Source organism: Sedimentitalea todarodis, from assembly GCF_032595355.1.
GTDB classification, from domain to species: Bacteria; Pseudomonadota; Alphaproteobacteria; order Rhodobacterales; family Rhodobacteraceae; genus Sedimentitalea; species Sedimentitalea todarodis.
Window position 1 is genome coordinate 102,224 of the sequence record NZ_JASMWN010000005.1, and the last position, 20,159, is coordinate 122,382.

At 61.0% G+C, this 20,159-nt stretch carries 18 protein-coding genes and 1 pseudogene; 8 read left to right on the top strand and 11 right to left on the bottom strand.

Annotation, left to right across the window (positions count from 1 at the left end; genetic code table 11):
• Positions 1 to 32: 32 nt before the first annotated feature.
• Positions 33 to 1,715, top strand: a complete 1,683-nt coding sequence (locus tag QO231_RS08695; RefSeq protein WP_316775189.1) for a hypothetical protein — start codon at positions 33 to 35, stop codon at positions 1,713 to 1,715.
• Between the two features lie 179 nt (positions 1,716 to 1,894).
• Here the strand turns inward: QO231_RS08695 and QO231_RS08700 are convergent, their stop codons facing one another.
• The 5 genes from QO231_RS08700 to QO231_RS08720 all read right to left on the bottom strand — a co-directional run bounded on the left by QO231_RS08700 (position 1,895) and on the right by QO231_RS08720 (position 6,409).
• Positions 1,895 to 2,428, bottom strand: coding sequence for a DUF2478 domain-containing protein (locus tag QO231_RS08700; protein ID WP_316775191.1), 534 nt, complete (start codon positions 2,426 to 2,428; stop codon positions 1,895 to 1,897).
• Positions 2,429 to 2,509: 81 nt separating this feature from the next.
• Entirely contained in the window at positions 2,510 to 3,208 is a 699-nt protein-coding gene (locus tag QO231_RS08705; RefSeq protein ID WP_394356589.1) for an SDR family NAD(P)-dependent oxidoreductase, read from the bottom strand.
• A gap of 56 nt (positions 3,209 to 3,264) precedes the next feature.
• Positions 3,265 to 4,197, bottom strand: coding sequence for an SDR family oxidoreductase (locus QO231_RS08710; protein WP_316775195.1), 933 nt, complete (start codon positions 4,195 to 4,197; stop codon positions 3,265 to 3,267).
• A complete protein-coding gene (locus QO231_RS08715) occupies positions 4,194 to 5,096 on the bottom strand; it encodes a bile acid:sodium symporter family protein (RefSeq protein ID WP_316775197.1) in 903 nt (300 codons plus the stop codon). Before QO231_RS08715 ends, QO231_RS08710 begins: the two co-directional genes overlap by 4 nt.
• Positions 5,093 to 6,409, bottom strand: a complete 1,317-nt coding sequence (locus QO231_RS08720) for a flavin-containing monooxygenase (protein ID WP_316775199.1) — start codon at positions 6,407 to 6,409, stop codon at positions 5,093 to 5,095. Before QO231_RS08720 ends, QO231_RS08715 begins: the two co-directional genes overlap by 4 nt.
• Positions 6,410 to 6,474: 65 nt before the next feature.
• Between QO231_RS08720 and QO231_RS08725 the strand changes: the two genes are divergently transcribed.
• On the top strand, positions 6,475 to 7,131 hold the full coding sequence (locus QO231_RS08725) for a TetR/AcrR family transcriptional regulator (RefSeq protein WP_316775201.1): 657 nt from the start codon (positions 6,475 to 6,477) through the stop codon (positions 7,129 to 7,131).
• A gap of 51 nt (positions 7,132 to 7,182) precedes the next feature.
• On the opposite strand, the gene eda is transcribed toward QO231_RS08725, so the two are convergent.
• Both eda and edd read right to left on the bottom strand, forming a co-directional pair.
• Positions 7,183 to 7,830 (bottom strand): bifunctional 4-hydroxy-2-oxoglutarate aldolase/2-dehydro-3-deoxy-phosphogluconate aldolase, encoded by a 648-nt coding sequence (gene eda, locus QO231_RS08730; RefSeq protein ID WP_316775204.1) that lies wholly within the window; start codon positions 7,828 to 7,830, stop codon positions 7,183 to 7,185.
• 3 nt (positions 7,831 to 7,833) lie between these two features.
• Positions 7,834 to 9,642 (bottom strand): phosphogluconate dehydratase, encoded by a 1,809-nt coding sequence (gene edd / locus QO231_RS08735; protein WP_316775206.1) that lies wholly within the window; start codon positions 9,640 to 9,642, stop codon positions 7,834 to 7,836.
• 314 nt (positions 9,643 to 9,956) lie between these two features.
• Here edd and QO231_RS08740 point away from each other — a divergent pair, with 314 nt between their 5' ends.
• From QO231_RS08740 to QO231_RS08760, 5 genes and pseudogenes are all read left to right on the top strand, one after another.
• Positions 9,957 to 11,060 (top strand): ABC transporter ATP-binding protein, encoded by a 1,104-nt coding sequence (locus QO231_RS08740; RefSeq protein WP_316775207.1) that lies wholly within the window; start codon positions 9,957 to 9,959, stop codon positions 11,058 to 11,060.
• 4 nt (positions 11,061 to 11,064) lie between these two features.
• Positions 11,065 to 12,000 (top strand): ABC transporter permease, encoded by a 936-nt coding sequence (locus tag QO231_RS08745; RefSeq protein ID WP_394356588.1) that lies wholly within the window; start codon positions 11,065 to 11,067, stop codon positions 11,998 to 12,000.
• Complete coding sequence (locus tag QO231_RS08750; protein ID WP_316775208.1) at positions 11,993 to 12,826, top strand: ABC transporter permease; 834 nt, start codon at positions 11,993 to 11,995, stop codon at positions 12,824 to 12,826. The genes QO231_RS08745 and QO231_RS08750 overlap by 8 nt, the downstream gene beginning before the upstream one ends.
• Before the next feature lie 65 nt (positions 12,827 to 12,891).
• Positions 12,892 to 13,912, top strand: a pseudogene (locus QO231_RS08755) (ABC transporter substrate-binding protein).
• Positions 13,913 to 13,973: 61 nt separating this feature from the next.
• Positions 13,974 to 15,398: an amidase gene (locus QO231_RS08760; protein WP_316775209.1), complete on the top strand. Its 1,425-nt coding sequence runs from the start codon at positions 13,974 to 13,976 to the stop codon at positions 15,396 to 15,398.
• Positions 15,399 to 15,497: 99 nt separating this feature from the next.
• Here the strand turns inward: QO231_RS08760 and QO231_RS08765 are convergent, their stop codons facing one another.
• On the bottom strand, positions 15,498 to 16,250 hold the full coding sequence (locus tag QO231_RS08765; protein ID WP_316775211.1) for an SDR family NAD(P)-dependent oxidoreductase: 753 nt from the start codon (positions 16,248 to 16,250) through the stop codon (positions 15,498 to 15,500).
• A 101-nt stretch (positions 16,251 to 16,351) separates the two neighbouring features.
• Here QO231_RS08765 and QO231_RS08770 point away from each other — a divergent pair, with 101 nt between their 5' ends.
• Positions 16,352 to 16,762 (top strand): rhodanese-like domain-containing protein, encoded by a 411-nt coding sequence (locus QO231_RS08770; protein ID WP_316775212.1) that lies wholly within the window; start codon positions 16,352 to 16,354, stop codon positions 16,760 to 16,762.
• A gap of 16 nt (positions 16,763 to 16,778) precedes the next feature.
• Here QO231_RS08770 and QO231_RS08775 read toward each other — a convergent pair whose 3' ends face one another.
• Genes QO231_RS08775 through QO231_RS08785 form a run of 3 tightly spaced genes read right to left on the bottom strand, consistent with a single transcriptional unit; the run spans position 16,779 to position 20,111 of the window.
• On the bottom strand, positions 16,779 to 17,513 hold the full coding sequence (locus QO231_RS08775; protein ID WP_316775214.1) for a glutathione binding-like protein: 735 nt from the start codon (positions 17,511 to 17,513) through the stop codon (positions 16,779 to 16,781).
• Complete coding sequence (locus QO231_RS08780; RefSeq protein WP_316775216.1) at positions 17,510 to 18,718, bottom strand: CaiB/BaiF CoA transferase family protein; 1,209 nt, start codon at positions 18,716 to 18,718, stop codon at positions 17,510 to 17,512. Before QO231_RS08780 ends, QO231_RS08775 begins: the two co-directional genes overlap by 4 nt.
• Before the next feature lie 16 nt (positions 18,719 to 18,734).
• The gene (locus QO231_RS08785) at positions 18,735 to 20,111 is read right to left on the bottom strand and encodes an aspartate aminotransferase family protein (protein ID WP_316775218.1); all 1,377 of its coding nucleotides are present in this window, start codon (positions 20,109 to 20,111) and stop codon (positions 18,735 to 18,737) included.
• Between the last annotated feature and the right edge of the window lie 48 nt (positions 20,112 to 20,159).

The window sequence follows — 20,159 nt, forward strand, 5'->3', positions numbered from 1 at the left end:
TTTACATTCATTTAACTTGAGGCCCCCAAAACGTGACAGAGTTGGACAGCACCAACAGGGACAAGAGCGAAGGCGATGTATCGCATGGAATCGAGCACACGCTCACGACCGTTCTGGCCTCGGGGGCGCTTGGGCATTCGGAACGGCGCGCCAATCTGCTCCGCTATCTCGTGGATCTGGAAACCTCGGGTCAGGGCGACAAGATCAAGGCCTACGCCATCGCCCTGGATGTATTTGGACGGGATGAAGACTTTGATCCGAATTCGGACAGTATCGTCAGGGTCGAAATCGGGCGGCTGCGCGATGGTCTGCGGATCTTTTATGGTGAACACGACGACCCGGACCTCTGGACGATTGACATTCCCAAGGGCACGTATCGGCCGACGCTGAAACCGCCGAACATCGGTCCCGCTGTCGAGGCCGCACCACAGGCGGTGCGCCCGTTTCGCTGGGCGGTGTTCGTCTTGCCGATTCTGATCGCGCTGCCGTTGCTCTACTACACCTTGCGACCGGCCCCGACGTCGGATGAAACGGTAACCTATCCTGTCTTGCGCATTGCAGTCATGCCTTTCGAGGCGGCGGGCGATCAACCGAACCTCGAAAAGGTGGCGTTCGGCCTCTATACAGAGCTGACGCTGGACCTGTCCGCCTATCCCTGGATCGCAGTCGTGTCGCCACTGGATCCAGAAGAGATCGGCGCCGACTATGCACTCAAGAGCCAGCTGTTGTGGCAGGGCGACAACTTGCAAACGAATTCCCAGCTGATTTCCCTGCCCGGCGAGCGGCTGGTCTGGAGCAAATCCTACTCGATCCCGACGACGGCAGAGCACATACAGGAAACACATCTCAAGATCACAAGCGGAATTGCGTCGAGCCTGGGATCCGAAAACGGCATTTCCCCCGACCTGATCGTTGCCCGGAACGCGCGCAAGGCCGAGGCAAATCTCGAGGGGTTCCTCTGTTTCATAAGCACCTATCAATATGTCGTCGAACCCACGCGGGCGGAACATCTGAGGCTGCGCGATTGCCTGGAGGATGCGGTCGAGGCGTTTCCCGAATTCGGCGAGGCCTGGGCCGCGTTGGGTGTCCTCTACATGGATGAAGTGCGCTTTGGCCGCAATCCGCGGCCAGGACGCGATTCCTGGAAGGATGCCCGCGTCGCGATCGACCGAAGCCTTGAATTGGCGCCGTTGCGAAACGCGCCATTGATGGCGGGTGTGGTTCTGTCGGTACAGGCACCGGATCAGGACCTGGTTCGCGCCCAACAACTTGGCCGAAAGCTGAGGGAGATGTTCCCACGGCATCCGGCAACGCTGGCCCTGATCGGATCGCTCCTGTCAGAGTTTTTCGGCCTTTGGTCCGAGGGGCTCGATCTGGCGCAACAGGCAATTGATCTCGAGAATGCGCCACCCAGTGGCTTCTTCGTTACCCCGGCCTTCTTTGCGGCGATGCAGGCGGATGACGCGGCCGCGCTGGCAGCGACCGAACCTCTGACGACGCAAACATCTGAAACGGAATTGCTGTTGAAATACCTGGCGGCGGCGCGCAACGGGAAACTTGAAATGATGGCCGAACACCGCGCATTGCTGGCGCAAAAAGATTTGAGATCGGACGCCGACCTCATAGGTTTCGTCAGAAACCGGCGTTTCCATGATGAGCTGCAAGCAAGCCTCATCCGCCAGTTGGAAGCGGCCTTTCTGATCGGCAATGGCTAGAACGTTTCGCGGTTGACTTGGCGTATCTGGTATCACCTGCCACGTTGAGAACCATGATTTCGGCCATAATAGGTAAGCGAGGATCAGCGCAAAACGCTATGGAAGCAACGCGCTGCATGACCCAGGCCAAGCGCTTCGGATCGTGTTCCTCACCCCCTCTGGGTGACCCCCGGATCGGATCAGACCGTCAACCCTGTCTGAATGCAAACCTCCGAGACCCAATCCAGCAGGCTGGGCAGCTGTCCAGGTAAACAGGTCGCCATGCCCTGGGCAAAGTCCTGAAACTGTGCCTGATTTGTCGGGTTCACCGCCGTCAAAACCGGAATCCCGGCCATCATGGCATCCGCGATCAGCGGGCGAAATCCGCGCCCGTCCGCTTCGTGCTTGCCAAACTTGTTGACGATCAGCACCTGCGGCAACCGTCCTTGCGTCGGGTTCAACGACTGCGCGACGTGACCGACGGCCTGTTCCAGTGCAGCGGAATCCAACCGGCATCCGCGCGACCCGGTGCCCAGCGATTGTGAAATGCGGAAGACCGGCCCGTCCGGCATCACCCGCACATCCATGTCACAGAGGTCGTTGTCGGTGCAGGTGGTGTTGGACTGAACCACGCCACCAACATACAGACCCCGTGCAATCAGCTGGTCCGCGAGCTCTGACAGCAAAATGTCGGTCTGCCCACGCGCCATGGTTCTGATATAGGCCAGTGCCATCGACGAGTTCTCCTGCTCCATTCCATGAATGTGGTGCCGGAAATCGCCTGCCCGGGCAAGAGCCGTTTTGGAACCGGGCAGTCAGATGTCGCGGAACTTGCGTTCCATCAGGCGCTGAAACAGGCGGGGAGACAACCCGTTGAGCCACCAGGCAAGCCACGCCACACGTCCCACCGGGATCAACGGTGCCCCCCGGTCCAATCCGCGCAGAATTGTGTCTGCCGCCTGTTCGGCGGTAATATCGCCCAACCCGTCGGTTGCCGCGCCGGGGCGGGATGTGCCGTCTGCGCGAAACTCTGGGTTTCCGACATTCGTCGCAATAAAGGAAGGGGCCGCAATCTGGCAGCGCACCCCATATTGGACCTCTTCGGAGCGCAGGGACTTGAAGAACCCCTCGAGCGCGTGTTTGGATGCGGCATAGGCCGTGCGATGAAACAGCGGTGCGAACCCGGCCACCGAGGAAATCGCCAGATGTGTACCGTGCGCCGCGCGCACCGGATGCAACAGTGCACCCGCAAGTGCCGTCGCAGAGAAATAGTTGACTTCGAAGATCTTGCGATGCGCTGACTCCTGCATGTCTCCAAAGGCGCTGATCTGCGTGATGCCGGCATTATAGATCACCAGGTCGATCTCCGGATAGTCGCGCCGAATCCGGTCGGTGGCAGCGGCAAGCTGGTCCTGGTCCGTAAGATCGCAGGCTATGGGCAGTTGAAGCTCGGTTCTGGGCACGCCGTCGATGTTCAGATCCAGCAGGATCGTGCGGTAGCCACGCCCTTGCAAGCGCTCTGCCATGGCCCGGCCCAGACCACCCGCACCACCGGAGATCACAGCTGTCTTCACAGTCCCTCCGCCTGTTTCCAATGCTCAAAGACCTCGCGGCTGGTTTTCTGCGGCACATAGCCAAAATCCGACTTCAGCGCATCATTGGCCAGAACCGGTCGGTGTTGCAGGAAGCATACCTGCTCGGGCCCATAGCGGCTGAGACGCAAGGGGCGCGCGACGGCAAGCGCGGCCCTGAGCAACGCCGCCGGCAGATGCAGCACCGGTTTGCCAAGAGCGCGCGCCAGTTCTTCGATCCCCATGGCACCATCCCCGGCGACATTGAAGATGCCGGCAGGCCCATCCGTGGCGGCGCGCCTTAGAATACATGCCAGATCCTCGGTCCAGACAAACACAAACGGACTATCGCATCCGCGAACGGCAAGCAGACGCGGCTTGTGAAACAATGCGGTAATCTGATTGTCGGTGCCCTCTCCCAGAACCGTACCGACCCGCAATACCACCTGCTCCAACTCCGGCCTGCTCCGGCGCGCCTCGGCCAGCATCTCTTCGACCAGTCGTTTGTGATGGGCATAGGGAAAGGCCGCATTGCCGCGCAGGGGATCCGTTTCACGCAGCGGCACCGGATTGGCGGCGTCGTACCCATAGGCCGCGCCTGAAGACGTAACCACCAGCCGCCGCACGCCGTTATCGAGCGCCGCCGTGAGCACATTCTGTGTCCCCTTGACATCCACCGCAAAGGCGGCATCGCGGCTCATTCCCCTGGATGGCGTTACGATCGAAGCAAGATGCACGATCACCTCCGGACGGTGCCGCGCAATCACGCGCCCCGCATCTTCACCCGTCACATCGAGCTTTTCAGCCGACACATGTGGCGGCAGGTCCCCGGCAGGTGCGAGATCGGTCGCAATCACCTCGTGCTCCTCCAGCGACCGCACAAGTGCGCGGCCGATCATGCCGGATGCGCCGGTAATCAGGATACGGCTCATCGCGCGGCCTCCGTCCGGTTCAGGACCGCGGCCAGCGCCAGCCCCGAGATCGCGTGCCAGATGCCCCAGAAAGCGGCAACCACCGCCATGCCGCCAAGCCCGCCAAAGAATCCGAAGATCAGCACGAGACCAAGGCCGGAATTCTGGATACCGGTTTCGATGGTAATGGCGCGCCGATCAAAGGGCGAAACGCCCGCTAGCGTTGCACAGCCATACCCCGCCGCGAGCGCAAGCGTGTTGTGCAGGATGACAAGCAGTGCGACGGCTCCGGCAAAGTGCAGAAAAAATGCCCAGTTCGCGGCAAGGGCAAGCAGGACAAACGCGACGAAAATACCGAACGAGATCCATTGCAACATCGGCCGGATACGGGCGGCAATATCCGGACGACGGGTGTTCAGCATCACACCCAACACCAGCGGCAAGACCAGCATCAGCCCGACGGTGATCGCCACCGTCATCGGTTCAATCGCGGTGCGCCGCAAAATCTCACGCGTCGGCTCGTAAAGGCTGCCCCAGAAGGCGATGTTGAACGGGGTGACAAAGATCGTGGCAATCGTGGCAAAGGCGGTCATGGAAACCGACAGCGCCGCGTTTCCTCCTGCCCGGTGGGTGATGAAATTGGAAATGTTTCCGCCGGGACAGGCCGCCACCAGGATCAGGCCGAGGGCGATCGACGGCCGCGGGTGCATCACCAGAACCAGGCAATAGGTCAGCGCGGGCAACGCGACAAATTGCGAGATCAGCCCCGTGATCAGCGGCTTGGGCGCGTGCACCAGACGGTGGAAATCGGACGGCTTCAGGTCAATCGCGACCGAGAACATCACGATCGCAAGCACCGTGTTCAAAATCATCAGCGAGCCGGGGCTGAAATTCAGAACGACATCGTCGATGCCGGTCATGCGCCCTGCCCGCCAAGCGCCTTGATCCAGGCGTTGAGCGCGCCGCGATAGGTTGCCTTGTCCACGTAATAGGCCATGCGGGCAACGTTCAGATAATTTTCGCCACCGGTTGCGCGGGTAAAGGTATCGGCCTTCTCCGCCTGCAACAGACGCGCCTCGTTCCGGGCCAGCCGCAACCCGGCAATATAGCGGGCGACCATCTCGGCCTGTTCGTGGCGACCCTGCCAGCCAAGACCCGTCGCCTCGATCATGCCCAGCACAAAGAGATCATCGCGCTTGGGGTGCATGGCATTGAGGAACAGATGCGGCGCATCGCCCTGCCAGTTCAGCAGCGCTTCATCAATAAACGGATAGTGCAACCGATACCCCGTGGCCGCGAGGATCAGATCATACTCGGCGTGGCTGCCATCCTTGAAGTGGACCGTATGCCCATCAAGGCGGTCAATATCCGGGCGAACGCGCAAATCGCCATGTCCCGCGTGGTAGAGAACCAGCGAATTGACGATCGGGTGGCTCTCGTAGAGTTTGTAGTCGGGCTTGGGAAAGCCGTATTTCTGCGGGTTGCCGACGAACCAGCCGAGTATCAGAGCGTCGACCTTGCGTTTGAGCCATTTTGGCATCTTGAGTCTGCCGCCCACCGTGTCGGCTGGTTTGCCAAAGACGTACTTAGGAACAAAGTAATAACCGCGTCGCATCGACAAATCGCAGCTTGCGCCGTGATGGATTGCATCCACCGCGATGTCACAACCGGAATTGCCCGCGCCCACGACAAGGACACGTTTGCCGTCAAACTGTTTGGCGCTGCGATAGTCGGCGGCGTGGATCAACATGCCATCGAACCTGCCGGAAAAACGGGGCCGGTTGGGTTCGGAAAGCGTGCCATTGGCGATCAGCACGCCGGCAAAGATCGCCTCGTGCTCGCCATCCGGATCGCGCCAGACCACACGCCAACCATCGCCGGTTTCCCCCAGAGGTTCGGTCCGCACCACTTCGGCGTTGAAACAGTAGTGACGCCGCAGATCAAAATGATCGGCGAAATCGTTGAAATACCGCTTCATTTCATGATGCGACGGATACTCCGCCACCTCGTCCCGCATGGGAAAGTCGGCAAATTCGGTCATCCGCTTGGACGAAATCAAATGCGCGCTCTCATACATGGTGGATTTCGGGTTATCGATATCCCAGAGGCCGCCCACACCGGTGTGCATCTCGAACCCCTGAAAGGCGATACCTTGTTCCTGCAGTGTTTTGGCCGCAGCCAAACCCATTGGACCCGCGCCGATCAGGGCAAACTGTTCGCGCGTCTCGGTCATGCGCATTCTCCACCAACAATCTGCGTTAACTTGAACACATGTTCAATATAAGGCAAGATGATTTTATGAGGATACCGAAAAAACAACGACAACGGGCCCCTTCCAGGCGGGCGATCCAGTCGCGGGAACGGATTCTGGACGCGGCGGAAATCGTGTTCGCGGACAAGGGATTTGACGGGGCAACCCTGCGGCAGATCGCCGAGCGTGCAAAGACACAGGTCGGGCTAGTGCATCATCATGGAGGCGGCAAGGCAGAACTCTTCGCGCAGACTGTGGCACGGCGGGCCGATGACCTGTCAGCATTGCGACTCAAAATGTTGACGGCGCGCAAGGCGGCAGGGACGTTGACGGTCGAAGGCCTGCTGGAGTGCTTTGTCGGTCCCTATCTGGAAAGGGCCGCGAGCGGGGACGTGCAATGGCTGGCCTATGCGCGGCTGGTCGCGCATGTGTCCGCCGATCCGCGATGGCGGGAACTGGCGGCGGTGTGTTTTGATCCCACGGCAAACCGTTTCATCGATGAGATCGCTGCCCTGTTTCCCGACGCCCCGCGCGGCGCAATTGCGTCGGGGTTTGTCTATACCGTGTCCGCGATGCTGGCAGTGCTGACCTCGACCTGGCGGATCGAGACCCTGGGGGCCGTTGATCCGGGCGGCCCTGACCGGCAAGAAGAGTTGGTGCGCTTCTGCGCAGCCGGGATCCGGGCGAACCTGGAAGGCTGCTGACGCATCCGCACGACAAGCCAAAGACAGACGACTTCGCCCGCCCCGGCGCATTCAGCCCGCAAGCTTGCCGGCTTCGCGTGCGAGCGCCTCGATACCGGACCAGTCGCCGGCATTCATCAGGTCGACAGGGGCAACCCAACTGCCGCCCGCGCAAAGGACGTTGGCCAAGGACAGGTAGCTGCTGGCGTTCCTGGTGCTGACGCCGCCGGTTGGACAAAACGTGATCTGCGGCAGCGGCGCACCGATCCCCTTGAGCGCGGGCGCTCCGCCAGAGGCTTCGGCGGGGAAGAATTTCAGCATGTCATAGCCACGTTCCAAGAGCATCATCGCTTCGGTTGCGGTCGCGGCACCCGGCAGGGTTGGCAGGCCTTCCGCCTCGCAGGCATCGAGCAGACCCGGCGTCGACCCCGGCGAAACGCCGAAGAGCGCCCCGGCCTCGCGCGCAGCGCGCACATCGGCGGGGGTGACCAACGTCCCTGCCCCGACGATGCCGCCGGGAACCTCAGCCATGATCCGGATCGCCTCGAGCGCGACCGGCGTGCGCAGGGTGACCTCAAGCGCAGGCAAACCACCGGCGACTAACGCTTCGGCAAGCGGGCGGGCATGAGCAACGTCGTGGATCACCAGCACCGGGACGATAGGCGCGCGCGCACAAATCTCTCGGGTGCGCCGGCTGGCGTCTTTAGGGGTCAGAGGCATGAATCATACTCCGAATATAGTGGCGCCGCTGTCTGCGGAGCAGACGGCACGGCGGAAATTGGCAAAGAGTTCGCGGCCCAACCCGGCCTCGTTCGCGGAAAGATCCGCTTGCGCGGCGGGACGGTCATGCACCCCTTCGGTCAGGATTTCAAGCGCCCCGACATCGGCGTCGACCCGCAGGATATCCCCGTCTTGCAGGCGGGAAATCGCCCCGCCATCCAATGCCTCGGGGCTGACATGGATCGCCGCAGGCACCTTGCCCGACGCGCCGGACATCCGCCCGTCGGTGACCAAGGCCACCTTGAGACCACGCCCCTGCAGAATCGCCAGCATGGGCGTCAGGCTGTGCAACTCGGGCATGCCGTTGGCCTTTGGCCCTTGAAAGCGGACGACGACGATGGTGTCGGAGGTGAATTCGCCCGCCTTGAACGCGGTCTTGACGTCGTCCTGATCGTGAAACACCCGGACAGGGGCCTCGATCACGCGATGATCCGGCGCAACGGCCGAGATCTTCATCACGGCAGTGCCCAGATTGCCAGCAAGGCGTTTCAAACCGCCATTTGACTGGAACGGATCGGACGCCGGGCGCAGGATCTTGTCATTCAGCGAAATTCCACTGCCCTGCTCCCAGCTGAGCAGACCGTCCTTTAGCCTTGGTTCGGTGGTGTAATGGGCCAGCCCCTCGCCCGCGACGGTGCGGGTATCGGGATGCAGCAGGCCGGCTGACAGCAGATCGCCGATCATGTACCCCAGCCCGCCCGCAGCATGGAAGTGGTTTACATCCGCGAGACCATTGGGATAGACCCGCGCCATCAGCGGCACGACATCGGAGAGTTCGGAGAAATCCTGCCAGTCGAGAATGATGCCCCCGGCCCGCGCCATCGCCACAAGATGGATGAGCAGATTGGTGGAGCCGCCAGTGGCATTCAGCCCGACGATGCCATTCACGAATGCGCGTTCATCAAGGATGTCGCAGACCGGTGTATAGTCATTCCCAAGTGCACTGAGCGACAATGCCCGGCGGGCGCCCTCGGCGGTCAGCGCATCGCGCAGGTCGGTGTTGGGATTGACAAAGCTCGACCCCGGAAGATGCAGGCCCATGAACTCCATCAGCATCTGGTTGGTGTTCGCGGTGCCGTAAAAGGTACAGGTGCCGGGACCATGATAGGCCGCCATCTCCGCCGCCATCAGCGCATCGCGCCCAACCTCGCCTGCGGCAAATTTCTGGCGAACCTTGGCCTTTTCATCATTGGCCAGACCGCTTGTCATGGGACCGGCGGGCAGGAACACGATGGGCAGGTGTCCAAAGGCCTGAGCGGCGATGACCAGCCCCGGCACGATCTTGTCGCAAACGCCGAGAAAGACAGCCGCGTCAAACGTGTTGTGGCTCATCGCGACCCCGGCGGCGAGCGCGATCACGTCGCGGGAAAACAGGCTGAGTTCCATGCCAGCCTCGCCCTGTGTGACGCCGTCACACATGGCCGGAACGCCCCCTGCCACCTGCGCCGTTCCGCCAACCTTGCGCGCGGCGGCGCGGATCAATTCCGGGTAGCGCTCAAAGGGCTGGTGAGCGGACAGCATGTCGTTATAGGCGGTGACAATGCCGAGGTTGCCGCCCGTCCCCGTTGCGAGCGCATCCTGATCGGGACCGGCGCCGGCAAAGGCGTGGGCCTGCCCGCTGCAGGACAGATGCGCGCGGGCCGGACCCTTGTCAGCAGCTTGGCGCATACGGTCGAGATAGATACCCCGCGTTTCGCTGCTGCGGGCAATGATGCGGTCCGTGACTTCGGCGATTTTGACATGTAAAACCATGAGAGAGCTTTCTCTTTCAAGTCTGGTCGCGTTTGGGTCCGGTACATGGGTCTTTTTGCGAAGTCTCGACAACACCGCCCGAAATTTCCAGTACCTGTGACGCAACTGGTGAAGTAAAGATCGATGGTAGCGCTAACACTTCTCGCTGCACACGGCAAGCCCAAACCCCCCGTTGCCGAGCCCGTTTGCTGGCCAATGCGCTTCCACCACGCCGCCGGCATGCATGTGAGCCTTTCATCATGTGGACATTGTTATAGTCTGAAAGAAAACAGGATCCGGTCAATGAACCGGATCGACAATATCCAACGGGGAACATGGATCAATTATCAAGCCCAGACATCGCGTCTGATATTTCTGCGGTTGACGTCAACCGTGTCTCGAAAATTTTCGGTGGAGAGCAGGAGGTGCGGGCGCTTGACGATGTTTCGGTCTCGATCCGCCGAAACGAGTTCTTCACCCTGCTTGGCCCATCCGGATGTGGCAAGACCACGCTGTTGCGGCTGATCGCCGGGTTTGAGTCGCCGACGATGGGATCGATACAATTGGCGGGGCGCGATATCTCCCGGCTACCCCCGAACCAGCGCCCGATCAATACGGTGTTTCAGAACTATGCGCTTTTTCCGCATATGAGCGTCGCGGGCAACATCGCATTTGGTCTCGAAATGCTGGGCAAGCCCAAGGCAGAGATCGCCGAAACGGTGGACCGGATGCTGCAGCTGGTGCAGATGGAGGCGCTCAAGACGCGGCGCACCTCCGAGATCTCGGGCGGACAGCAGCAACGCGTGGCCCTTGCCCGCGCACTGGCGCCCCATCCCGAGGTTCTGTTGCTGGACGAACCGCTGTCGGCGCTGGATCTCAAGCTGCGCAAGGAGATGCAGATCGAGCTGAAGCGTCTGCAACACGAAACCGGGATCACCTTCATCTTTGTCACCCACGACCAGGAAGAAGCGCTGACCATGTCCGACCGGATCGCGGTAATGAGCGCTGGCAAGATCCTTCAGATCGGCACGCCACGGGATATCTACGAACGGCCAGCAGAGCGGTTCGTGGCGAATTTCATCGGCGAGTCCAATTTCCTGGATGCCGAACTGGCGGGCAACACCGTCACTCTGCACGCCGGAGGCCGGTTCCAGGCACAGATCCCGGAAGGCGTTGCCGATGGGCCGGTCAGTGTATTGGTCCGCCCCGAACACGCGCAGGTGCGTGCCGGCACCGCTGGCGACGGCGAAATCGGCGCGGTGATCGAAACCGTGGTCTATTCTGGCGACGCAACCTCTGTGCATATGCGTCTGGGCACCGGGGAGCTGGTCAAGGCGCGGCTGTCAAACGCTCCGGGTGCCGGAAGCGAATTGCCCGGCGAAGGCGGTGCGGTCACCATGACCATCGCACCCAACGCCATCACCGTGCTGAGGGATTGAGGCCGTGACCGATACATCCTCATCCTTTGCGCCCGGCGATCTTGAGGCCGAAGCACAGCGTCAGGACAACAAACGGCGTTGGCTGCTGTCTCTGCCCGCTCTGGTGATCATCGTCTGCGCCGCGACTGGCCCGCTTATGGTGATGGTGGTCTATTCGTTTCTGGCACCCGGCGACTATGGCAACGTGAAATGGGAGTTCTCGACGGACGGCTGGGTCGGCATTTTCCTGCAACGCGACATTTTCGATGACACGCTGATGTGGGCGGATGCGCATCTGTCGATCTTCTGGCGCAGCCTGTCGCTGTCGATGATCACCACGGTCATGACCCTGATTTTCGGAGTGCCGACAGCGTGGTTCATCGCGACGCAACCGCCGGGCAAGCGCGAGTTCTGGCTGTTTCTGATCACCGTGCCGTTCTGGACCAACCTTCTGGTGCGCACGATTGCCATTCAGGAACTGTTGCGCGCCGAGGGCGTGTTCAACAATGTCCTCATATTCGTCGGCGTTATCGACGCGCCCATACAGCTGATGTTCACCAATTTCGCCATCGCGTTCGGCATGACCTATGTGTACCTGCCGTTGATGGTGCTGCCGGTCTATGCCGCCGTGGACAAGCTGGATTTCCGCCTCGTCGAGGCAGCGCATGATCTCTACGCGGGGCGCTGGACCGCGTTTCGGCGGGTGATCCTGCCACTCATCAAGCCGGGGATCATCGCCGGATCGATCCTCGTGTTCATCCCCTCGCTGGGGGCCTACGTGACGCCACGGGTTCTGGGGGGCGGCAAGAACCTGATGTTTGGCAACCTGATTGAGTTGCAGTTTGGTGCCGGGCGAAACTGGCCCCTCGGTGCGGCGCTGTCACTGGTGCTGATGGCGGCGGTGATGATATCGCTGATCTGGTATGTACGCGTCACATCGCGGGAGCAGGCCGATGGCTGAACCCACCGAAAGCGCGCCAAAATCCAAGGCCCGCGGCTACTCCGTGCGCACCCTGCCCGGCTTTTCCATCGTCCCACTGTTCACCTTTGTCGTGCTCTATGCGCCGATCATGATTCTCGTCACCTTTTCGTTCAACGCGGGAACGTCGCTGGCGATCTGGGGAGGGTTTTCGCTGCGCTGGTATCAGCGCGCGATCGCCAATGAACAGGTGCAGGATGCAGCGCTACGCTCGCTCTATCTTGCGACGGCGGCGGCATCGATCGGAACCATCGCCGCAACGATGGCGGCGCTGGCCACCACGCGGGTCCGGCGGTTTCCCGGACGTACCATGATCTATGCGCTGATCAACCAACCGTTGATGGTGCCGGAAATCGTGACCGCCGTGGCGTTGTTGATCGTATTTGCCGCGGTAAAGGTCTGGACCGGGCACACCAGCATGATCTACCTGATCGTGGCCCATACTGCCTTTTGCGTGCCCTTTGCCTATCTGCCGATCCGCGCGCGGCTTGAAACCATGGACACCTCGCTCGAGGCGGCGGCGGCCGATCTCTACGCCTCTCGGTGGCAGGTGTTCCGCCGTGTGACTCTGCCGCTGATGTGGCCGGGAATCGTGGCCGGGCTGATGCTCGCCTTTGTGATCTCGCTGGACGACGTGGTGATCACCGAGTTTGTCAAATCCGCCGGGCAGGACACCCTGCCGACCTATATGTTGGGACAGCTCCGGCGCGTCGTGACACCCGAAATCAATGCCATTTCGACCGCGATCCTGGTCGCGGGCGCAACCCTGGTCAGCCTGTTCTTCCTACTCACGATGAGAAAACGCTGACCGACGCAAACCCGGTCGCAACGAACCGGGATCAGAAACCTGACCACCAACAAGGAGTACACATGATGAAACACCTGCTCTCTGCCGCTTCGGCGCTTGCGTTACTTGCGACAGGCGCCGCTGCGCAAGAACTGAACATCTACAACTGGGGCAACTACACCAACCCCAAGCTGATCGAGAAATTCGAAGCCGAGACCGGTATCAAGGTCACGATCACCGACTTTGACAGCAACGATACCGCGTTGGCCAAGGTCAAGGCCGGTGGCCACGGATTTGATATCGTCGTGCCCACACACCTATGTCCCGATCTGGATCGGCGAGGACCTGTTGCTGGAGAGCCGACCGGACGAGATGGAGAATTTCAAGAACATGGACCCGGTCTGGGTTGATGTGAATTGGGATCCCGGCCGCCATTATACCGTGCCGTGGCAGTGGGGCACCACCGGCGTCGTGGTGAACACCAAGTACTATGACGGTGATATCAATACCTCCAGTATTTTCCTGGATCCGCCCGAAGAACTGGTCGGAAAGATCAACGTGGTTCCCGAGATGGGCGACGTGATGGCGTTGGCGATCATGTATCATGGTGGCGAGCCATGCACCGGCGACAAGGACGTGCTCAAGAAAGTGCGCGATACGTTGGTCGAAGCCAAAAAGTCCTGGCTCGGCATGGACTATGGCAATCTCGAGAAGTTTGCCAAAGAGGATCTCTGGGCGGGGGTAAACTGGAACGGATCAACCTTCCGGATGCGCCTTCAGAACGAGAATATCGCCTATGGCTATCCCAAAGAGGGGTATCCGATCTGGATGGATTCCGTTGCGGTGCTGAAGGATGCGCAGAACGTCGACGAGGCCAGGGCGTTCCAGAATTTCATCATGGAACCGGAAAACGCGGCGCTGATCTCGGAATTCGCGCGCTATGCCAACGGGATCACGGGCTCGGAGGCGTTCATGCCCGAAGAGATGAAAACCGCACCGGAAATCGTCATCCCGGAAGAGTTGAAGAGCGTGGGCGTGTTCAACGAGACCTGTCCGCCCGAAGTGCAGTCGATCTATACACGCATCTGGACCGACCTTCAGAAGTGACCATCATATCGGGGCCGCGTTCCGCGCGGCCCCGACCATTCGATGCACGGCGGAGCGCACGATGTCTGATGATCTGATCTATATGCCGGCAACCGAGGCATTGGCGCGATTTAGGGCAAAGTCCCTGTCACCGGTCGAGCTACTGTCGGCTCAAATCGCGCGCGCGCATGCGCAGAGCGAGACGCTGAACGCCTTTACCTATACCTATTTCGACGAGGCGATGCAGATCGCGCGCGACTCCGAAGCACGCTGGGCCGCAGGCGAACCGATGGGCTGTCTTGATGGGCTGCCGGTGGCGATCAAGGACGAAAGCCATATTGCAGGGAAGCCAACCAGCTACGGATCGCTGGTGACGAAGGATTTCGTGCCGGAAGAGACCTCTGCCAACAACGAACGCATCTTGCGCGAAGGGGCCATCGTACACGCGCGCACAGCGACACCCGAGTTTTCCAGCGCAGTGGTCACCTGGTCGCGACTGTGGGGCGTCACCCGCAATCCGTGGAACCCTGAGTTTACACCCGGCGGGTCTTCAGGCGGCGCGGCGGCGGCATTGGCGGCGGGCATGACGACGCTGGCCACCGGGTCCGACATCGGCGGCTCGATCCGGGTGCCGGCCTCTTGCTGTGGGCTGGTCGGCTACAAGCCGCCTTACGGGCGCAATCCCGACGACACGCCGTTCAACCTTGACTACTATTGTCACACCGGCCCACTGGCGCGCAGCGTTCAGGATACCATCCTGCTGCAGAACGTAATGAGCGGCCCTGACCCGCGCGACATCGCCTCTCTCTATCCCAAGCTGACACTGCCAACGGCGTATCCGGACCTCACCGGCTGGCGCATCGCGTTGTCGATGGATCTTGGCAGTTTCGTGATCAGTGAGGAGGTGCGACGCAATACGCTGGCAGCAGTGGAGGTGTTTCGAGGGCTGGGCGCAGCCGTAGAGAACGTGGATCTGGGCTGGGGATCCGAGGTTCAGGAGGCATGCCACACCCATCTCGGCCATATCTTTGGCGGGGAACTGACGCAACTTCTGGACGAACACGCCGATGATCTGACCAGCTATGTGCGCGAGCTTGCCGAAAATGCGGGACAGTCCAGAGGGCGCGATCTGGTGCAGTCGATGGAGATTGCCGGGGCGGCCTACAAGACGCTTGGTCCGATGCTGGAAGATTTTGACGTGCTGATCTGTCCGACGACGGCGCTGCCCGGTGTCCCTGCGGATTTTGACTCGACGACGGACAGCCTTGACGTTGACGGTACGTCGATCGGAACAACGCTGGAATGGGTGCTGACCACACCCTTCAACATGCTGAGCCGCTGCCCGGTGATCTCTGTTCCATCAGGGTTTGGCGGCAATGGGGTGCCCACCGGCATACAGATCGTCGCGCCGACCTATCGCGACCCGATTGCCTTTCAGGCGGCCGTTGCCTACGAGAAAGCAGTCGGTGGCTGGTTTGGTGCAGCCGCAACGCGACCCAGCCTGTAGGTCTTTTGGCGTTAACCTGGAAACACCTTACGCTGCCTGAAATCATAGATTTCTGTGCGTAACGTGATACCAGATGATCCAGGTCAAACGCGAAACGCTCTAGCAGGTATAGTTCAGCCCAAGCCGCCCGCCGTCGACATAGATGGTTTCGCCGGTGATATAGCTGGCCTTGGGGCTTGCCAGAAACGCCACGGTATCACCGATTTCGCGCGCCTCGCCGAGACGGCGCAGCGGCGTGCGCGACAAGGCGGTCTCCAGAGCATCTGGACTGGCGTTAATGCCAGCCATCATCGCCGTATCAATCGAACCGGGACCGACCGCGTTCACCCGGATACCATGTGGCGCCAGCGCCAGAGACGCCGCCTTGGTCAACTGCATCACGCCGCCTTTTGAGGCGCAATAGCCCGCAATTTTCGGAATCGCGACAACCGCGTTGATAGAGGACATATTGACAATCGCACCGCGAATACCCTGCGCGACCATGGTGCGCGCGGCCCGTTGCGTGGCCTGAAACACCGCGACCAGATTGATGTCGATCACCTTGCGGAAATCCTCCAGCGACATGTCGAGAAAGTCTTCCGAGATTGCGACACCGGCATTGTTGACGAGAACAGAGACCGGCCCGACCTCGGCTTCGATCCGATCAAACAACGCCGCCACCTGTGCTGGGTCGGCCATATCCACGGCCATTCCGACCGCATCATCGCCAAGGTTCTGCGCCGCCGCCTCAACAGCTTCCGCCTGGATGTCGGCGAGCACGACCCGTGCCCCGTCCGCCGCCAGCGCTTGTGCACAGGCGAGGCCAATCCCCTGTGCGCCACCGGTCACCAATGCAATGGGTCTGTCAGTCATCTCGCGTCTTCCTTTGATCGGCCTTGATTGATCCGACCTTGATTTGGTTGGGCGATCAGGTCAATCAACAACAGGCCCTGATTGAAAAAGAGAGAGACCCCATGCCAGAATTGAAGACATCCGTCGCCGAAATGGTGGCCAAGGCGCGCGACCGCATTCGCGAAATCGAAACGCCCGATGCCATCGCGATGATGGATGATCCCAACGTGGTGATTGTCGATATTCGGGATGTTCGAGAGCGACAGCGCAGCGGCTTTATCCCCGGCAGCTTTCATTGCCCGCGCGGGATGCTGGAATTCTGGGTCGACCCGGCAAGTCCCTATTTCAAGGACATCTTCGGTCAGGACAAGCAGTTCGTGTTTCACTGTGCCTCGGGCTGGCGGTCGGCGCTGTCCGTGGCCACGTTGCAGGACATGGGGTTTGAAGCGGCGCATCTGAAAGAGGGGTTTTCGACCTGGGAGAAACAGGGCGGCCCGATTGAATTCCCTGCTCCGAAATCATCTTCGGAATAATCGGGAGCTCCGCTCCCTATTCGTCGCCGTCCCCTGATTGCGGGCGCAAAGAGGCGGCGGATTGGTTGAACAGCACGTTGTTGTTATCGACCCGATGACGCCCACGATTCTGATCTGACTTGTTCAGGTCGATCGCGCGCTGCACCGCCGGGCGCGATTTGATCCGGGCACGCCAGTCGGCAACCTTGGGAAAGCTTTCCAGCGACGCGCCGAGGGGTTTGGCGATGAACGCCCAGGGAAAAATCAGCATATCGGCAATCGAGTAGTCGTCGAGGATCCAGTCGCGGTCGGTCAGACGGTTTTCCAACACTCCGAGGTTGCGGTCATATTCGCCGAGATACCGATTGAAGCCATAGTCTTTCTGATCGTCCGGCGCATAGTTGCAAAAATGGCTAAGCTGGCCACCCATGGGCCCTTGGTTGCCGACCTGCCAGAACAGCCATTCCATCATGTCCTTGCGCGTGCGCAGGTTGCTGGCGTCCGGAAGGAACTGTCCGGTTTTTTCAGCGAGGTAGAGCAGGATAGCGCCGGACTCGAACACCGGAACCGGCCCCGCGCCCCACTCCGGAGCCGGTTCGTGGTCGAGGATGGCCGGGATCTTGGCGTTGGGGCTGATCGCGAGGAAGTCGGGGGCGAACTGGTCGCCCTCTGAAAGGCGCAGCAGGTTGGGACGATAGTCGATCCCGCATTCCTCGAGCATGATCGCGGCCTTCCAGCCGTTTGGAGTTGGGGCATAATAGAGGTCGATCATGTCTCGCTGTCCTGTGCTTCGGTGGAGACGCCCCCGGCAATCCAGGCGTCAATCGTGGCGGCGTCATAGCCCGCGTCGCCAAGCACGGCGCGGGTATCCTCGCCAAGACGGCGCGCGGGTTCAGGCGGATCAAGCGGGGTAGCAGAGAACTGCGCCGGGGGGCGGGCCTGTCGCAGCCGGCCGGCCTGGGGATGCTCGGTTTCGATCACGGCGCGGTTGGCGATGACCTGTGGATGATCATACATCTCACGCCGGGACAGCACCGGGGCGCAGGGTACATCATGGGCGGGCAGGCGCCGCATCCAATTGGCTGTGGTATCACACAGTAGCGCCTCTTGCGTCAGCGCCAGTCGAGCGGGCTTGTTGATCTCACGCGCCGCGACCGTGGCGAAACGCAGATCGGTCAGCCAGTCGGGACGATCGACAGCAGCGCAGAGACCGGCCCATGTGCTGTCGGTATGGGCCGATACCGCCATCCAGCCATCGGCGGTTTCATAGATCAGTTCAACATAGCTCTGCGCCTGATCGCTCTTTTCCTCGGGGGTCTCATCGCCGACAAACGTGTAGCCGGCCATGTCCGAACTCCACAGGAAGGCGACCATCGTGTCGAGCATTGACAGGCGCACATGGGTGCCCTCACCGCTGCGTTGGCGGGCAAACAACGCGGCGGTGATGGCCTGGCTGGCCTGAAGCGCCGTCACCTTGTCGGGCACGATGGTCCGCACGAGGCGCGGGCGCGTGCCGCCACCTTGGACACTGGCCAGACCCGAGAGCGCCTGGATCAGAGGGTCATAGACCGGTTTCGGCGCCCAGTCTCCTTCAAAGCCGAATCCCGCGATCGAGGCATAAACGATGTCTGGCCGCGCGTCGCGGACCGCAGCTTCGCCAAGGCCAATGCGTTCGGCGACTCCGGGGCGGAAGTTCTGGATGAACACATCGGCGGTCTCGCAGAGCTTCAGCGCCGCCTTCACCCCGCGCGGATCCTTGAGGTTCAGCGTGACCGAGCGTTTGCCCCTGTTGTTGTTCAGGAAGGACGCGGCAAAGCCGCCGCGCCTGTCGGCCACCTGCCGACTGTGATCGCCGCCGGCCGGATGCTCGATCTTGATCACCTCGGCCCCCTGATCGGCAAGCGTCATCGTCGCCAGCGGGCCCGAGATCATCGTGGTGAGGTCGACAACGCGTACGCCGTCAAGTGGCCCTGCCATGCTCTGCCCCTGCCCTTCAGACCGCGATATCAAAGGCTTTGGCGGTTTCATCCAGCGACTTGCGCAATGCGCCGATGAGCCCGTCGATATCGGCGCGGTTGACGATCATTGGCGGGCAGAAGGCCAGCGCATCGACCATCGGGCGAGAGATCACACCATGTGCAAACAGCCGGTCGGCGGCGTATTTGCCAAGCTGGCCCGGTTTCTCTGCGGCGGTTTTTTCCTGTTTGTCGAGCACCAGTTCCATCGCCGCCAAAAGTCCGACACCGCGCACTTCGCCAACGAGCGGGTGATCCCGGAAACTGTTCAGGTGTTCCCGCAGGTAGGCACCGACCTCGGCGGCATTGGCGACAAGGTCGCGTTCCTCTATGATCTTGAGGTTTTCGAGCGCAATCGCGGCACCGGTCGGATGCCCCGCGCCGGTAAAGCCGTGGCCCAGCACGCCGATACGATTTGATTCATCCGCCAATGGTTCGAACACCTTGTCGTTGATCATGAAGGCCGAGAATGGGAAATAGCTCGACGTGATCTGTTTGGACATGACCATCACGTCGGGCTGCATGTCAAAGGTCTGCGAACCGAACATCTGCCCCGTGCGACCGAACCCACAGATCACCTCGTCCGCGACCAGCAGGATATCGTATTTTCGCAGCACCGCCTGAATCTTGGCCCAATAGGTTTCCGGCGGCACCACGATACCGCCCGCGCCCATCACCGGTTCTGCGATGAACGCCATGACCGTTTCCGGACCCTCTGCCTCGATCATCTCTTCCAGTTCGGTCGCAAGACGGGTGGCAAAGTCTTCCTCGCTCTCGCCGTCATGCGCGTCGCGATAGTGATGCGGGCAGCCGGTGTGCAGCACGTTGGCAATCGGCAAGTCGAACGAGGTGTGGTTGATTGGCAGCCCTGTCATGCTGGCCGAGGCGATGGTGACGCCATGATAGCCACGCAGGCGGCTGATGATCTTCTTGCGTTGTGGTTTCCCCATGGCATTGGAGCGATACCAGAGCAGTTTCAGCACCGAGTCGTTGGCCTCGGAACCGGAATTGGTGAAGAACACCTTGCTCATCGGTACCGGCGCGAGCCGTATCAACTTTTCCGCAAGATCGATCGCCGGACCGTGCGACCGTCCGCCAAAGGTATGGTAGAAGGGCAGCTTCTCCATCTGCTTTGCAGCCGCCGCGGCGAGACGCGGTTCGTTGAAACCGACGCCGACGCTCCACAACCCGGCCATGCCCTCGAGATAGCGATTGCCACTGCTGTCGATGACATAGGCTCCGTCGCCGCGCTCGATGATCAGCGGTCCATCCTCCTGATGGCTCCGGGCATCGGTATAGCTGTGAATGTGATAGGCCACATCGCGGGCTTCGGGCGAGTTGGGCTGAAAGGTCATGGCGGGCGTCTTTCCTTGGGTCGCAAAGCAATTGGCAACACCATGCAC

What these genes read in the sequence shown, in the direction of transcription:
- QO231_RS08700 (WP_316775191.1), bottom strand. Translation starts at nt 2,428, where the DNA reads ATGGCACTGGCCTATATCAGAACCATGGCGCGTGGGCAGACCGACATT.
- QO231_RS08710 (WP_316775195.1), bottom strand. Translation starts at nt 4,197, where the DNA reads ATGAGCCGTATCCTGATTACCGGCGCATCCGGCATGATCGGCCGCGCA.
- QO231_RS08715 (WP_316775197.1), bottom strand. Translation starts at nt 5,096, where the DNA reads ATGACCGGCATCGACGATGTCGTTCTGAATTTCAGCCCCGGCTCGCTG.
- QO231_RS08720 (WP_316775199.1), bottom strand. Translation starts at nt 6,409, where the DNA reads ATGACCGAGACGCGCGAACAGTTTGCCCTGATCGGCGCGGGTCCAATG.
- QO231_RS08725 (WP_316775201.1), top strand. Translation starts at nt 6,475, where the DNA reads ATGAGGATACCGAAAAAACAACGACAACGGGCCCCTTCCAGGCGGGCG.
- eda (WP_316775204.1), bottom strand. Translation starts at nt 7,830, where the DNA reads ATGCCTCTGACCCCTAAAGACGCCAGCCGGCGCACCCGAGAGATTTGT.
- edd (WP_316775206.1), bottom strand. Translation starts at nt 9,642, where the DNA reads ATGGTTTTACATGTCAAAATCGCCGAAGTCACGGACCGCATCATTGCC.
- QO231_RS08740 (WP_316775207.1), top strand. Translation starts at nt 9,957, where the DNA reads ATGGATCAATTATCAAGCCCAGACATCGCGTCTGATATTTCTGCGGTT.
- QO231_RS08750 (WP_316775208.1), top strand. Translation starts at nt 11,993, where the DNA reads ATGGCTGAACCCACCGAAAGCGCGCCAAAATCCAAGGCCCGCGGCTAC.
- QO231_RS08760 (WP_316775209.1), top strand. Translation starts at nt 13,974, where the DNA reads ATGTCTGATGATCTGATCTATATGCCGGCAACCGAGGCATTGGCGCGA.
- QO231_RS08765 (WP_316775211.1), bottom strand. Translation starts at nt 16,250, where the DNA reads ATGACTGACAGACCCATTGCATTGGTGACCGGTGGCGCACAGGGGATT.
- QO231_RS08770 (WP_316775212.1), top strand. Translation starts at nt 16,352, where the DNA reads ATGCCAGAATTGAAGACATCCGTCGCCGAAATGGTGGCCAAGGCGCGC.
- QO231_RS08775 (WP_316775214.1), bottom strand. Translation starts at nt 17,513, where the DNA reads ATGATCGACCTCTATTATGCCCCAACTCCAAACGGCTGGAAGGCCGCG.
- QO231_RS08780 (WP_316775216.1), bottom strand. Translation starts at nt 18,718, where the DNA reads ATGGCAGGGCCACTTGACGGCGTACGCGTTGTCGACCTCACCACGATG.
- QO231_RS08785 (WP_316775218.1), bottom strand. Translation starts at nt 20,111, where the DNA reads ATGACCTTTCAGCCCAACTCGCCCGAAGCCCGCGATGTGGCCTATCAC.